At 70.2% G+C, this 13,747-nt stretch carries 12 protein-coding genes and 1 pseudogene; 5 read left to right on the forward strand and 8 right to left on the reverse strand.

Going from position 1 to position 13,747, the window contains the following annotated elements:
- Positions 1-64 precede the first annotated feature (64 nt).
- A complete protein-coding gene (gene leuE, locus ACFYNU_RS29415; protein WP_356591646.1) occupies positions 65-763 on the forward strand; it encodes a leucine efflux protein LeuE in 699 nt (232 codons plus the stop codon).
- Between the two features lie 22 nt (positions 764-785).
- Here leuE and ACFYNU_RS29420 read toward each other — a convergent pair whose 3' ends face one another.
- The 4 genes from ACFYNU_RS29420 to ACFYNU_RS29435 all read right to left on the reverse strand — a co-directional run bounded on the left by ACFYNU_RS29420 (position 786) and on the right by ACFYNU_RS29435 (position 5,587).
- Positions 786-2,855 (reverse strand): S9 family peptidase, encoded by a 2,070-nt coding sequence (locus ACFYNU_RS29420; protein ID WP_356591648.1) that lies wholly within the window; start codon positions 2,853-2,855, stop codon positions 786-788.
- Between the two features lie 131 nt (positions 2,856-2,986).
- The gene (locus ACFYNU_RS29425) at positions 2,987-3,937 is read right to left on the reverse strand and encodes a S1 family peptidase (RefSeq protein ID WP_356591650.1); all 951 of its coding nucleotides are present in this window, start codon (positions 3,935-3,937) and stop codon (positions 2,987-2,989) included.
- Positions 3,938-4,218: 281 nt separating this feature from the next.
- A complete protein-coding gene (locus ACFYNU_RS29430; protein WP_356591652.1) occupies positions 4,219-4,560 on the reverse strand; it encodes a hypothetical protein in 342 nt (113 codons plus the stop codon).
- 79 nt (positions 4,561-4,639) lie between these two features.
- The gene (locus tag ACFYNU_RS29435; RefSeq protein ID WP_356591654.1) at positions 4,640-5,587 is read right to left on the reverse strand and encodes a radical SAM protein; all 948 of its coding nucleotides are present in this window, start codon (positions 5,585-5,587) and stop codon (positions 4,640-4,642) included.
- A 218-nt stretch (positions 5,588-5,805) separates the two neighbouring features.
- On the opposite strand from ACFYNU_RS29435, the gene ACFYNU_RS29440 reads away from it, so the two are divergent.
- On the forward strand, positions 5,806-6,555 hold the full coding sequence (locus ACFYNU_RS29440) for a DUF6879 family protein (protein ID WP_356591656.1): 750 nt from the start codon (positions 5,806-5,808) through the stop codon (positions 6,553-6,555).
- Positions 6,556-6,602: 47 nt separating this feature from the next.
- Entirely contained in the window at positions 6,603-7,412 is an 810-nt protein-coding gene (locus ACFYNU_RS29445) for a helix-turn-helix transcriptional regulator (RefSeq protein ID WP_356591784.1), read from the forward strand.
- Here the strand turns inward: ACFYNU_RS29445 and ACFYNU_RS29450 are convergent.
- Positions 7,409-8,320: pseudogene (locus tag ACFYNU_RS29450) on the reverse strand (IS5 family transposase). The gene ACFYNU_RS29445 and the pseudogene ACFYNU_RS29450 sit on opposite strands and share 4 nt — an antisense overlap.
- Before the next feature lie 36 nt (positions 8,321-8,356).
- On the opposite strand from ACFYNU_RS29450, the gene ACFYNU_RS29455 reads away from it, so the two are divergent.
- The gene (locus ACFYNU_RS29455; RefSeq protein WP_069627400.1) at positions 8,357-8,986 is read left to right on the forward strand and encodes a class I SAM-dependent methyltransferase; all 630 of its coding nucleotides are present in this window, start codon (positions 8,357-8,359) and stop codon (positions 8,984-8,986) included.
- Positions 8,987-9,119: 133 nt separating this feature from the next.
- On the opposite strand, the gene ACFYNU_RS29460 is transcribed toward ACFYNU_RS29455, so the two are convergent.
- Together ACFYNU_RS29460 and ACFYNU_RS29465 are read right to left on the reverse strand one after the other, a co-directional pair.
- A complete protein-coding gene (locus tag ACFYNU_RS29460) occupies positions 9,120-9,827 on the reverse strand; it encodes a hypothetical protein (protein ID WP_356591658.1) in 708 nt (235 codons plus the stop codon).
- Between the two features lie 236 nt (positions 9,828-10,063).
- Positions 10,064-10,825 (reverse strand): TetR/AcrR family transcriptional regulator, encoded by a 762-nt coding sequence (locus ACFYNU_RS29465; protein ID WP_356591660.1) that lies wholly within the window; start codon positions 10,823-10,825, stop codon positions 10,064-10,066.
- A gap of 173 nt (positions 10,826-10,998) precedes the next feature.
- Between ACFYNU_RS29465 and ACFYNU_RS29470 the strand changes: the two genes are divergently transcribed.
- Positions 10,999-13,227 (forward strand): MMPL family transporter, encoded by a 2,229-nt coding sequence (locus tag ACFYNU_RS29470; protein ID WP_356591662.1) that lies wholly within the window; start codon positions 10,999-11,001, stop codon positions 13,225-13,227.
- A gap of 47 nt (positions 13,228-13,274) precedes the next feature.
- Here the strand turns inward: ACFYNU_RS29470 and ACFYNU_RS29475 are convergent, their stop codons facing one another.
- Complete coding sequence (locus ACFYNU_RS29475; RefSeq protein WP_356591664.1) at positions 13,275-13,679, reverse strand: ATP-binding protein; 405 nt, start codon at positions 13,677-13,679, stop codon at positions 13,275-13,277.
- Positions 13,680-13,747: the final 68 nt, after the last annotated feature.

A 13,747-nucleotide genomic window follows, 5' to 3' on the forward strand; every position in this document is an offset into this window, starting at 1 on the left:
CTCCCCGGCCGCCGGGGTGAAATCGCCTCGTGGGCGCTCCGGGGCGCGTGCCATACTCCGCCGCATGCTGGGTGCGATAGAGCTGCCGACCTATCTTGTCGGCGTTGTCATGATCATTCTGTTGCCGGGGCCGAACTCGATCTATGTGCTCTCGCTGGCCGCCCGACGGGGCGTACGCGAGGGCTACCGGGGCGCCGCCGGTGTCTTCTGCGGTGACACCGTGCTGATGGTGCTCTCGGCGGCGGGCGTGGCCTCGCTGCTCAAGGCCAACGAACTGGCCTTCTCCGTCGTGAAGTACGCGGGCGCGGGCTATCTGACGTATCTGGCCGTCGGCATGCTGCGCGCGGCCTGGTCGATGTGGCGCGCGCGCCACGAGAGCGTGCCGGACGACGAGCCGGTGGCGGCCCAGGCGGCCCAGGCGGCGCAGGCTTCCCCGGCCGGCCCGGCCGGCCCGGCGGAGGACGAGCGGCCGTTCCGGCGCGCCTTCGTGATCTGTCTGTTCAACCCGAAGGCGATCCTCTTCTTCATCTCCTTCTTCGTGCAGTTCGTCGACCCGGCCTACGCCTATCCCGCGCTGTCGTTCCTGGTGCTCGGCGCGATAGCGCAGGTGGTCAGCCTGCTCTACCTCACGGCGCTGATCTTCGGCGGCACCTGGCTCTCCAACGCCTTCCGCCGCCGCAAGCGGCTCTCGGCGGCGGCGACGTCGGCGGTGGGCGCGCTGTTCCTGGGCTTCGCGGTGAAGCTGTCGCTGAGCGGCGCGTAGCCAGGACGGCCGCCGCGCCGGTTCAGACCAGCTCGGGGCGCTGCCACGGCTCGCCGAGCACATGGTGTGCCAGGAAGCCCAGCACCGTCGCGTACCAGAGGCGGACGTTGTTCGGCTTGAGGACCCAGTGGCCCTCGTCGGGGAAGTACAGGAACTTCGCCGGGACCTCGAACCGCGCCAGGTCGTTCCAGAGCGCCAGGGCCTCGCCGATCGGCACCCGGTAGTCCTTGTCGCCGTGGATCACCAGCATCGGTGTGCTGATCTTCGCGGCCCCCAGGTGCGGGGACTCGCGCTCGTATCGCTCGGTGCGCACCAGCGGGTCGCCCTGCCGTCGCATCCAGTACGCGGGGAAGTCGGTGACGCCCGCGAAGCTGTACATGTTCCACAGGCTCGCGTGGGTGACGATGGCCTTGAAGCGGTCGGTGTGGGTGGCGATCCAGTTGGCCATGTAGCCGCCGTACGAGCCGCCCATCATCGCCGTACGGTCGGCGTCCAGGTCGTCCCGCAGCAGCGCGGCGTCGGTCAGCGCCAGCACGTCCTGGTACGGCGTGCCGCCCCAGTGCGCCCAGCCGCGCTCGTGCATCCGCTGCCCGTAGCCGGTGGACAGCGCCGGGTCCGGCAGCAGTACGGCGTAGCCGGCGGCGGCGGCCACCCACGGGTTCCACCGCCAGTGCCAGGCGTTCCAGCTGGTCTCCGGGCCGCCGTGCACCCACAGCAACAGCGGCGCCGGGGCGGTGGCGTCGGCGCCGCTCGGCAGCACCAGCCAGGCGCGCAGCGCGGTGCCGTCCTCGGCGGTGGTACGCACCTCGGTGAGGCTGCCGGGCAGCGCGGCGACCTGCCCGGGGCACGGCAGCGGCACCGGCCGCTGGTCGGGGGTCGCGGCGTCGAGGCGTACGGGGGCCGACGGGCTGTCGACGGCCGAGCGCAGCGCGTACAGGGTCCGGCCGTCCGGGGCCACGACCACGTCGGAGTACGCGCCGGAGGCGGTGAGGACCGTCAACTCTCCACTGCCGGTGGAGAGTCGGAAGACCGGCGCGTGCCCGGTGCGGTCGGCGGTGAAGTAGACCACCGGCGTGCCGTCGTCGCCGGGCACCGGGGAGACGACGGGGGCGCCCGGCCACAGGTCGAGATCGGGCAGCAGATCGCGTCCCGGGTCCTGGTCGTCGGTGGCGTCCACCAGCCACAGCGTGACGTCGGCGGGAGTCTCCCAGGTGGTCCGCCGCGCGCGGGTGCAGACCAGATACCGGCCGTCCGGGGTGAAGGCGGGAGCGGCGAACTCGGCGTCGGGGGACTCCAGTACCCGCAGCCGCTCGCCCGTGGCGGCGTCCGCCACCACGACGGCGGCGCGGATCTCGTCGGGGAGGGTACCGACCGCCGCTCCGTAGGCGATCAGTGAACCGTCGGGGGAGAGCGCGATGCCGTCGTACGCGCTGAGCCGGCGCTCCCCGCAGTCCACCTCCGCGGGCTCATCGGCGGCGTTGACGGCAGCGTCGGCGGAGCCGTCGGCGGTCGGGACCGGGACGGTGAACACCCGGGGGACGCCGGGGCCGAGGTCGTGGTCCCACCTCCGTACCGGCGTCGACTCGTGCAGGATCGCCGACACCTTGGCCTTCTGCCGGGCCTCGCGGAGCCGCGCGTCCTGCTCGGAGTTCGACGCCCCGGGCAGGAGGGAGGCCGCCAGCGCGATCCGGGACGCCCCGGCGGCCGTCGCGTACTCCTCGATCCCGCCGGGCCTGGCCAGCAGTTGTGCCGCCTCGCCGCCGCCCGCGGGCAGGCTCCAGAGTGCCGCTTCCCCCTTGTCGCCGTCGGACTCACCGGGGTCGGCGACCGGGCGGGCGGAGAGGAAGAGCAGGGTCCCGTCGGGCTGGAACGCGGGGGCGGACTCGCCACGGGCGGAGCGGGTGAGACGCCGGGCGGGACGTTCCCCGGACGGGTCGACGTCCCACAGCGCGCCGATGAACCGGGTGCCGTCGGCGGAGAGTTCCTGAACCGCTGTCACCAGACGGGTGCCGTCGGGCGACAGGGCCAGCGAGGAGACGCGGGGCAGCGCGAGGAACGCCGCCAGGTCGTGGAAGGCAGTGGATTCAGGCATGGGGATCATCCTGTGCCTCGGCGCGGGAGCGCACCAGTCCTTTCCCACGGCGTGCCGTACGCCGCGCCCGTACGACGCGCCGGGCCGGGGCGCGGACTTACGAGGGTGGGGCCGGCCCGGCGCCCGCCCGGTCAGGTGAGCGTGAGCCCGTACGCGGTCAGTACCTCGTTGACCGGCTGCCAGTAGCTGATGCCTCCCGTCGTGCAGGAGGTGCTGCCGATGGACCGCAGGCCGAGGGCCAGGTTTCCGGTGAAGGACGCCGTTCCGCTCTCGGCGGGGGCGGAGCAACCGTTCGAGCGGAACAGCCCGTTGACGATGCCGTTGGAGAGGTTCACGGACACATTCACGGCCTGCACGGTGGCGGGGCGGCAGTTGTAGCCGGCGATGTTGAACGGCATGCCGACCCTGGGCTCGACGGACCCGGTGATGTCGATCTCGTTCTGCCCGCACCGGACGGTGCCCGGCCGGGGGATCTCGGAGTTGGCGTACCGGACGATCCCGTAGTCGTTGCCCGGGTAGCTGGAGCCGACCGTGGGGCCGATGTAGGTGGTGAGCGCCGGGTCCAGATACCAGTGGTTCACGTCGTTGGTGCAGTGTCCGGCGGTGATGAAGTAGTCCTGGCCGTTGTAGGCGGCGTTGAAGCCGAGCGACGCCGTGGTGTCGATGCCGTAGATGTATTCGCCGCCCTTCACGAACGGCGTCATCTCGGCGGCCCGCTCCCGCAGTTCGGCGTCGAGGACCAGCTCGCCGGGGATCCGTTCGAACGTCAGCGCGCCGGCCAACTCGCCCGTGGTGCGGCGGATGCGGGCGATCTCCCGCGCGGAGACCGTCTCGTCCACCGACACGAGCACCTTGCCGGTCACCGGGTCCACGTTCCACGCCGTGCCCGTGACGTCCGCCTTCTCCACGGCGCCGCGCACCGTGTTCAGCTCCGTGGCGCTGTACGTCCCAGCCCCGCCTGCCGAACGGCCCTCCACGGTCTGCCCGTTCGCGGCGCCGGGTGTCAGTAACCCGGCGGCCAGCGCCACCAGTGCCCCCGCGATCACCGTCGATCTGACGCGGGTGGCACGTCTGTTCCTCATGTGCGCCTCCTCCGTTCACACGACCACGCCCCTGCGGCGTTACGTGTCCACGACAACCCCTACTCAGGCCCGCCCCGGGGCACAAGGGCACTCCCGGCCGGACGCCGGATGGCCGATCCTCCGCAGCCTGCGCCTCCATGACACGGACACGGCGACCGATCCCGCGCCGCTGGCACGGGCGTTCCCCTCGGTCAAGACGCTGCGCCTGCCCCGGGTCCGGGCCACGCCCGTCTCCGCGCGGTCTTTCCGGACGCGTCGACGGTCACCGACGAATAGCTCGGTCAGCGCGACGACTTGAGAAACCCCGCCGCCGCGACGACGAAGGCTTCGCGGGCACCCTTGAACGCCTTCCAGTCAGGCGCGAGACCACCGTCCTTGTGCATCGCGGCCAGCCGCTCCAGCACCTCACGGGCCTCCCCGACGGGCCCGACACCCTCGACGGCGATGACGTTGAACGCGGCTCGGGTCGCGGCATACGCGACATCGACGGCGGCCACGGCGGCGCCGCCGTCGGGAAACCGACCGTCCAGCCGGTGCCAGGCCACATTGGACTCGGCGTCGGCGGCGGTGAGGAACGCGGCGTAGGCGTCGCGGCGTGCCACGTAGAGGAGTTCACTGCTCATGGTGGGGACTGCTCCCTGTGTGCGGGCCGGAGCGGACGGTGACGACGCTACCGGAAGCGCACAGCGGGCCGGCCCGCGATCAGCAATCCGTACCCGAGACGCCGGGGTCGTAGTACCGCACCGACCGTCCCGGCGCGCCGACCACTCCGTCACCCTCCGTCGGACCGCACGTGGCGTCCGGCGCGCACGCGGTCTGCGGGGAGCACGACTCGAAGGCGGGGTTGCAGTCGGGCAGGCAGGTGGGGGACATCGAGACGCCGGTGCCGGGAAACACGGTCTGAAGCTCCGCGCGGGCGGCGCGCATCGGCGTACCCAGATAGATGTCGGTCAGGCTCCGCTCCCGTACGTTGCCGAGCGGCATCCACCGGGCGAAGACGCACGGCCACACCTCCCCGTCCGGCGAAACGGCGAACTTGCCCCGCCCGCACCGCCCGCAGAGCCGGTCCAGCCTCGGGTCCTTGCCGTCCGCGCCCCGGCCGAACGGACGGATACGGTCGGTCCGTACGTCGCGGACGCCGAGTTGGAGCAGATCACCACGGGCCTGCGCGCCGCGCTGCCCTTCGAGTACGTCGATGACACTGCCGCGTAAGGGGATGCCGAGGCCGCGCGCCTTCTCCACGTTGGCCCGGGTGCGGGCGTGCGAGCCGCGCGTCATGGTCACGTCGTCATGGTCGGCGGGTGTGTCGCTGTAGTAGCTGAACGCCAGCCGCACGCCGGGGATCCGGAGCGCGGCCCAGACCGCTTCGCCGACGTGGGACAGATTCGAGAACACCTCGATCCGCATGCCGTTGGCGATCGCGTGCCGGATCAGCTCGGGCAGGGCCGGGTGCAGGGTGGGTTCGCCACCGATGAACTGGACGTTGCGCACGCCCATCTCTCTCAGCTCACCGATGACACGACGCCAGTCGGCCACGGTCATGCTGCCGTGATCGCCCTGGGGGGAGGAACCGGCGTAGCAGTGGCGGCAGTTCTCGTTGCAGAGGCCGGTGATCTCCAGCCATGCGAAGGTGGGGCGCAGATAGCCCATGATCGCTCATTTCGCTCGGCGGACGGGTGTCGTCCGGAGGTGCCATGAGCAGGACGTTAGGGAGCGGACACGACGAGCATTGTGAATGATTCTCGAATATTCCCGAGGCGTTTCCGTTATTCGGCGTCATTCTCATGCGGGCAGAGGCAGTCTGTGGTGCGGGACCGCGCGCGCGATGATGCTGGACGGGCAAGCCATCCCTATGAGAGGACATGGTCATGGTGCGTCGACTCCGCTTCAACGGAACAGGCTCGGGCGTCAACGGGTGCCCGGCCATCCATGAGGATCTCGACACGGGCGAGGTCATCGTGCACGGCCCGCCGCTCGCCGAGCCCGGCGACATCGCACAGCTTCGGCATCTCTCCGCCGGAGAGACGGCCATCGTCGTGCCGCGAGAGCTTCTCTCCGACTTCGGCCCCAAGGACCGCGCCCCGCACATCATCGATCTGGCCGCCTTCGACGGTCTGTTCACCACCTTCAAGCACACCGCCTGGCGTCTCGAAACCCGGCGCCGGTACGGCTCGGACGAAGTCACCGACACCTTCGCCCAGTTCACCCGCGGTGAGCCCGTCCAGTGGGACGGCGTCGACGTCGAATGGTGTGCCGAGCGGCGCGAACAGGTGGCGCTTGGGAAGACGTTCGGGCGCGTACGCATCGTGGACAGTCCGCCGACCACCGGGCAGCTGTATCTCCTTGACAACGCCAGGCGCAACAGCGCGGTCGGTGAGGACATCCGTATCCTGCGACGCGGTGACACCGACGGGCTCGGCCTGCCTGACGAGGATTTCTGGATCCTCGACTCGCGGCTCGTCGCGCTGCTCAACTTCGACGCCGACGACAATCTGGTCGACGTCGAACTGATCACGGAGCCGGCTGCGGTTCTGCGTTACGCGCAGGCGCGTGACGCGGCGCTTCATTCCGCCGTCCCCTACGAAGTGTTCGCGGCAGAGGTAGCAGCCGCAGAATAGGCAGTGACCCGGTGAGTGACTATCAAGTGGCTCGCGAGGCCCTGGGTATGAGGCTTCGCGAGTTGCGCAAGGCGGGCGATCGCACCGGGTTGCAGCTCGCGGAACGCCTCGGATGGCCGCAGTCCAAGGTGAGCAAGCTTGAGAACGGGAAGCAGACCGCGACAGCCGACGACCTGCGTCGATGGGCGCACGAGACCGCCCATCCGAGCGCGGGTGCGGAACTCACCTCGCGGCTGGCAGCTCTGGAGTCCCATACACGGTCGTGGCGTCGTCAACTGGCCTCCGGCCACCGGGCCGTACAGGAAACACTCAACGCGGAGTTCGCCCGCACACAGACCTTCCGTGCCTGGGAAGGTGCGATGGTCGTCGGGGCGTTGCAGACCGCCGACTACGCGCGGCACATCTTCACCCGCTACGCGGACCTGCATCAGTCGCCGCGCGACATAGAGGACGCCGTGCGCGCACGCATGAAACGACAGGCCGGTCTGTACGAGCCCGGTGGCAGGTACCGGATCGTCATGTGGGAGGCGGCCCTGCGCGCCCTGGTCTGCCCACCCGCCGTACTCGCCGCGCAGCTCGACCGGCTGACGGGTGTGATCGGTATGGACACGGTGGAACTCGGGATCGTTCCGTTCAGTGCCCCGTTGAAGATTCCGCCCGCCAACGGCTTCTGGATCTTCGATGAAAGGCTCGTCATCGTCGAGGACTGGCACGCCGAACTGTGGATAGACGACGCCGTCGGCATCGCCACCTACGAACGCGCCTGGAACACGCTCCAGGCATCCGCCGTCTACGGCGCCGACGCCCATCACGTCATCTCGCGCGTCCGGCGCGAGCTCGGTTCCGGAGCAGGCTAGGACCTGTCTGACAAATGATTACCCCGTGGACTCGCGGAGCCAGAGGATCAAGGAAGCCAGGACAACTCCGGCACGGTAGCGGTCGCCGAGCTTGTCGAACCGGGTCGCGATCGCGCGGAACTGCTTGAGGCGGGCGAAGCATCGTTCGACGCCGTTGCGGTCGCGGTAGATGACCTTGTCGAAGGTCGGCGGCCGGCCGCCGAGGGCTCCGCGTCGGTGGCGGTTCGCCGCCTGGTCGCGGCGCTCGGGGATCGTGGCAGCGATGCCCCGGCACCTCAGCAGATGGCGGATGGCCCTGCTGGAATACGCCTTGTCACCCAGCACACGGTCCGGTGTCGTGCGCGGGCGGCCCGTGCCGAGGCGCGGGGTGCGGATGCCGTCGAGGACCTGGCCGAACGCCGTCGCGTCGTTGACGTTGCCGGGCGTGAGCACAATCGACAGGGGCGGGCCCCGGCCATCGACGGCGAGATGGACTTTGGTGGTCAGTCCGCCTCGGGAGCGGCCGAGGGCCTGGCGCGCCTGCGAGCGGCCCGGATCTTCCAGTTCGTCCCCGTTCACATCCCCCTTTTGCGGGCGCCGACTGCGTGCTGGTGGGCTCGGTTGATGGTGGAGTCGACGGAGACGGTCCATTCCACCCGGCCCACCGCGTCATCGCGGACCTGAACGTGCTCCGGCAACCGTGCCCAGGTGCCGTCCGCCTCCCAGCGGGCGAACCGCTCGTAGACGGTCTGCCACGGCCCGAACCGGCCGGGAAGATCCCGCCACGGAGCCCCGGTCCGCAGCCGCCACAGCACCCCGTTGACCACCTGCCGGTGATCACGCCACGGACGGCCCCGTCCGTCCACCTGAGGCAAAAGGGGCTCTATCCGCCTCCATGCCGCATCCGTCAACTCACCTCGACCTGCCACAAGATCAATTATCAGACCGGCTATAGAGTCCTGCCCGTGGCGAATCATCAGGACGAGACCAGGACGGCCTACGAGGGTGTCGTCGAGCTGTACGCATCGCTGTTCGCAAACCGGCTGGAAACACAGCCTTTCTCCCGGGCCATGATCGGCACCTTCGCCGAACTGGTGCGCGCGACGGGCAACCTGCGGACAGCGGACGTCGGGTGCGGGCCCGGACATCTGACAGCCATGCTGCACGAACTCGGCCTGGACGCCTTCGGACTAGACCTTGCCCCCGGCATGGTCGACCACGCCCGGCAGGCCCATCCGGCGCTGCGCTTCCAAGAGGCGCGGATGGAATCCCTGCCGATCGAGGACGCCGCGCTCGGCGGCGTGCTGGCCCACTACTCAATGATTCACACCCCTCCGGGGGAACTACCGGAGCTGCTCGCCGAACAGGTACGCGTCCTGGCACCGAACGGTCTGCTCCTGGTCTCCTTCTTCGGGACCGACGGACAAGTACCGGTCCGGTTCGACCACAAGGTGGCGCCCGCCTACAGCTGGCCGGTGGATCGCCTCGCCGAACTGCTGGGCGATGCTGGGCTCGATCCCTTCGCCCGGCTGCTCCACGATCCATCCTCTGATCGGGGCTTCCTCGACACCCATCTACTGGCCCGCCGTTCGTAGCCACTGCCCAGTCCGCCCAGCCGATCGGCGCACCTCCGGATTGCCAGCTCAGCCGAATCTCGCTGATCAGACCGGAATTGTCAGACACCCCCTAGTCCCTGTCCCGCACGGGGCCCCCGCCGTCCGTGCCTTCCTAGAGCGTGCCGCTCCACGCCTGGCGGTTCTCCCGTCGGCGCACATGGCCGCGCCAGCCCGCGAGCAGTGTCATGCCCGTCCATGCGGCGACTCCCGTGACGAGGCCGCCGAGCCTGCCTTCGGGGTCGACGTCCACGGCGTCCTCCAGCGGGACGGCGCCTTCCGGGTCGCGGAGGATCTCGATGCGGTCGCCCACCCGGTAGCCGGGGTTGCTCCCCCGGTACTCAAGGGTCTCGTCGAGTTCACCGTCCGGCCCGACCAGTGTGAACCGGTGGTTCTTGCTCGCCGTTCCCGCCGCGCTGTCCGCGGTGATCGTGACGGTCTCGCGGACGCCACGGCGGTCGAGCGCCGCCTCGGGGGCGTACTGGACGGATCCGACGAGAATGAAGAGCGCGGGGACCACGGAGAGGAGGGCGAGCCACCACGCCCTGTGGAGCAGTCGCAGCACGATCAGGAAGACCAGGCAGCCGAGCACGCCCGCCGCGATCGGGACGAAGTCGATGCCCAGCGTGACGTAGGCGAGTCCGGTGTTGCCGGCGGCGATCCCCCAGGCGACCAGCAGCACCCAGAGCGTGGCGAGTACGGACGCCCCGGCGCTCCTTCCCGTGCGCCGCCCACCTGGAGCGGGCACTCCGGCCCCGGCCCCGGCCCCGTCCGCGTCCCCGACGCCGCCCGCCACGGGCGCGTTCATCCTCTGATCGCTCATCAGCGCAGCATACGAGGCGACCCGAACGCCGTACCCACGTGGCCCTGAACCGGTGTCAGTTGCGTGCGCCGCTCGGGGGGTACGGGCCGTACTCGCCGAGCGGCGGATACCGCTCGATGAACTCCCGCTCCGAATCAGCCAGTTGCACGCGAGTCACCCAGGAACAGGAAGGTGTACCTGTCCGGGCCCCGCCACGCAGGCAAGACTCGCGGACCGATCACGATCCAATGCGCTCCCTAGCCGGGCAGGTCCTCCAGTGCCGGTATCCGGCTGTGGATGTCCTTGAGGAGGTTGCGCATCGCCAGGTGGAAGATCCCCGCCTGGTGGTCGCCGATGAACGCCGTGTGGCCGAACACCTCCAGCACGACCAGGCCGTGCATATGGCCCCACGCGCTCATGAACAGCGCGATCACGGGCGGCGGCAGGTCCCCCAGGCCGCCCGGGGGCAGGTGGTCCGGGTGGGCCCGGAGCGGGGGTGGGAGGGGCGGGGTCGAGACGGCGGCGAGTTGGGACGGGGTGAAGTCCCCGAACAGTTCGCGCAGGAAGATCGCGCTCATCCGGTTCATGGCCTCGGTCGTCGGACCGTCGAGCGGCGCCTCGTACTGGCGCAGCGGTGTCCCGTAGAGCAGTTCGAACAGCTCGGGATTCTCAATGGCCCAGCCGCGGTAGCCCTCGGCGGCGATCACCAGGCCCGGCCGGTCCGAGTCCGCCGGCGCGGTGTCGACGGCTGTCCGTACGGCGGTGGCCAACTCGTCGTACGCCTTGGTGATCAGCGCCGTCAGCAGGGCGTCCCGGCTGGGGAAGTAGTGGTACAGCGCCTGCACGGTCATGCCGAGGCTCCGGGCCACCGCGCGCAGTGACAGGGCCGCGGAGCCGTGTTCGGTGACCTGGGACTCGGCCGCGTCCAGGATCTCCCGGGTGGCGGTGGCCCGCCGCCGCTCACGCAGCGAGGGCAGGGGCGGGGGCGGGGGCGGTACGCGGTCGTCTTCGTCTGGCATCCCGCGACCGTACGACGACACCCCGCACAGGTCACCAGGAACGGCGGAAGTGTGAGGAAAATCTAACACTGCCAAATCTTCCGCTCCCTGGCTAACGTCTCTCACGGCGACGAAGAGTGCGACACCGCACCGGTCCCACCCACCCTGGAACCTCTCCGAAGGAGAACCTGCGCGTGTTTGATCGCATAGCCGAACTGGCAATTCGCCGGGCCCGGTTGATACTCGTCGTCGCCGTCGTGGCCGTGGCCCTCATGGGCGCCGTCGGCGCCGGCGCGTTCAGCGTGCTCAAGGGCGGCGGTTACGACGACCCCGCCTCCCAGTCCAGCCGGGCCGGCAAGGTCATCGAGGAGAAGTTCGGCGGCGAGACCAATCTGATCCTCCTGGTCCGCACCGCCGAGGGCCGCGTCGACAGCCCCGCCGCCGAGAAGAGCGGCCAGGCCCTGGTGGCCGAACTCAAGGCGGAGAAGGGCCTCGACAACGTCCTCTCCTACTGGGAGACCGACAGCCCCGACCTCCGCTCCGAGGACGGCCGCGAGGCCATGGTCCTCGCCCATGTGAAGGGCGAGAAGACGGAGCAGGAGAAGCGCGCCCAGAGCATCATCGACACCTACGGCGGGAAGTACGAGGGCGGGCTCACCATCCAGGCGGGCGGCGGCACCGCCGTCGGCGCCGACCTGTCGGCCCAGGTGCCCAAGGACCTCCTGCTGGCCGAGGCCATCGCGGTTCCGCTCACACTCGTCCTGCTGCTCGTCGTCTTCGGCAGCGTCGTCGCCGCCCTGCTGCCCCTGGTCATCGGGACCATCGCCATCGCGGGCACGTTCGCCGAACTCGCCCTCCTCGGCGGCGTCACCGACGTCTCCAACTCCGCGACCAACCTGACCACCGCGCTCGGCCTCGGACTGGGCATCGACTACGCCCTGTTGATGATCAGCCGGTTCCGGGAACAGCTCGCCACGGGGGCGAGCGTCGACGACGCCGTACGGCACACGGTGCGCACCGCGGGCCGTACGGTCGCGTTCTCCGCCGCCACGGTGGCCGTCGCCCTGGCGGCGCTGCTGGTCTTCCCGCAGTACTTCCTGCGCTCCTTCGGCTACGCCGGCGTCGGTGTCGTCGCCATCGCCGCGATCAGCACCCTGCTCGTGATGCCCGCGCTCTTCGTCGTCCTGGGCCACAAGGTCAACAACGGGCGGCTGCCGTGGGCCAAGAAGCCCCGCGCGCAGACCTCCACACCCCTGTGGGGACGCCTCGCCCGCACCGTCATGCGCCGCCCCGCGCTCACCGCGCTGCCCGTACTCGCGGTGCTGCTGCTCGCGGCGAGCCCGCTGCTCGGCATCACCCTCGGCACCCCGGACGAACGCGTCCTGCCCGAGGACGCCAAGAGCCGCCAGGTCTCGGAGGTCCTGCGGGAGAAGTTCAACGGCAACGACGAGGCGGCCATCCACGTCGTACTCGACAAGGCCGTCGACAAGGCCCCGCTGGAGTCCTACGCCACCGAACTCTCCACCCTGCCGGGCGTCGTCCGCGTCGAGGCCGGCACCGGAACGTACGCCGACGGAAAGGCCGCGGCGCCCGGCCCCGGCAGCGCCGCCCTCAGCCGCCCCGACGCACAGCGCCTCAACGTGGTCAGCGATCTGGAGCCGAAGTCCGACGACGCCCAGACCCTGGTCAAGGAGGTACGCGACGTCGCCGCACCGGCCGGGGTGGCGCCCCTGGTGGGCGGTACGGACGCCGTGCTGATCGACTCCAAGGACTCCATCAGCGGCCAGATCCCGCTCGCCCTGGCCCTGGTCGCCGTCACCACCTTCATCCTGCTCTTCCTCTTCACAGGAAGCGTCGTCCAGCCGATCCGCGCACTGGTCCTCAACGTGATCAGCCTGGGCGCCACCCTCGGCGTCATGACCTGGATCTTCCAGGACGGCAATCTCGCCTCCCTGCTCGGTGTCACACCGCAGCCGATGGAGGCGTCGATGACGGTGCTGATGTTCGTCATCGCCTTCGGACTCTCCATGGACTACGAGGTGTTCGTCACCAGCCGGATCAAGGAACTCCACGACCAGGGCGAGGACAACGAGTCCGCCGTCACCAACGGCCTCGGCCACACCGGACGCATCGTCACAGCCGCGGCCTGCCTGCTCGCGGTGAGCTTCTTCGCCTTCGGCACGGCCAAGGTCAGCTTCATGCAGATGTTCGGCCTGGGCAGCGGGCTGGCGATCCTCATCGACGCCGTTGCCGTACGTGGTGTCCTCGTCCCGGCCGCGATGCGCCTGCTCGGCCGCTCGGCCTGGTACGCGCCGCCGCTGCTGCGGAAGTTCCACGGGCGGTACGGCCTGAGCGAGTCCGGCCCCGCGCCGGCGCCCGTACCCGAGCCCGCGGCGGAGCCGCCGTACGCGAAGAGCCTCTAGCCTCGCGACGCGATGGTGCACGGATGACCCGCCCGGTCTCGGGCGGGTCATCCGTGCAGCGACAGTTCCGCCCAGACCAACTTGCCTGGCCCGTTACGGTCCTTGACCCCCCAACTGTCCGCGAGCGCCGCGACGAGCGCGAGCCCTCTGCCGTCGGGCGACTCCAGGTCCGGTTCGCGGACCTCGGGCCACACGGGCGAGGCGTCGTGCACCTCGATACGGAGCGTGTCGGACATCCGCACGTACCAGGTCTCGATCTCCCGCCCCGGCGATACGTGGGCATGGCGCCCGGCGTTGGTCAGCAACTCGGACAGCACGAGCACGGCGGCCTCCTCAAGCGGCGCGAGCCCCCACCCGGCGAGCGCCCTCCGCAACTCCCAGCGCGCGAGGCCGACACAGCGCGGGTGACGGCTCCAGCGGAGCACCACCGAATCTCCGAGGCCGGGGTTCATTCGGCCACCTCCAAAGTTGCTCTCTGTGACATTTCACTTACAGAGTGGGGTGGTGGTCGCTAGCCTGG

Origin of the sequence: Streptomyces sp. NPDC006643 (assembly GCF_042870175.1) — a bacterium.
In the GTDB taxonomy this organism is placed as follows: domain Bacteria; phylum Actinomycetota; class Actinomycetes; order Streptomycetales; family Streptomycetaceae; genus Streptomyces.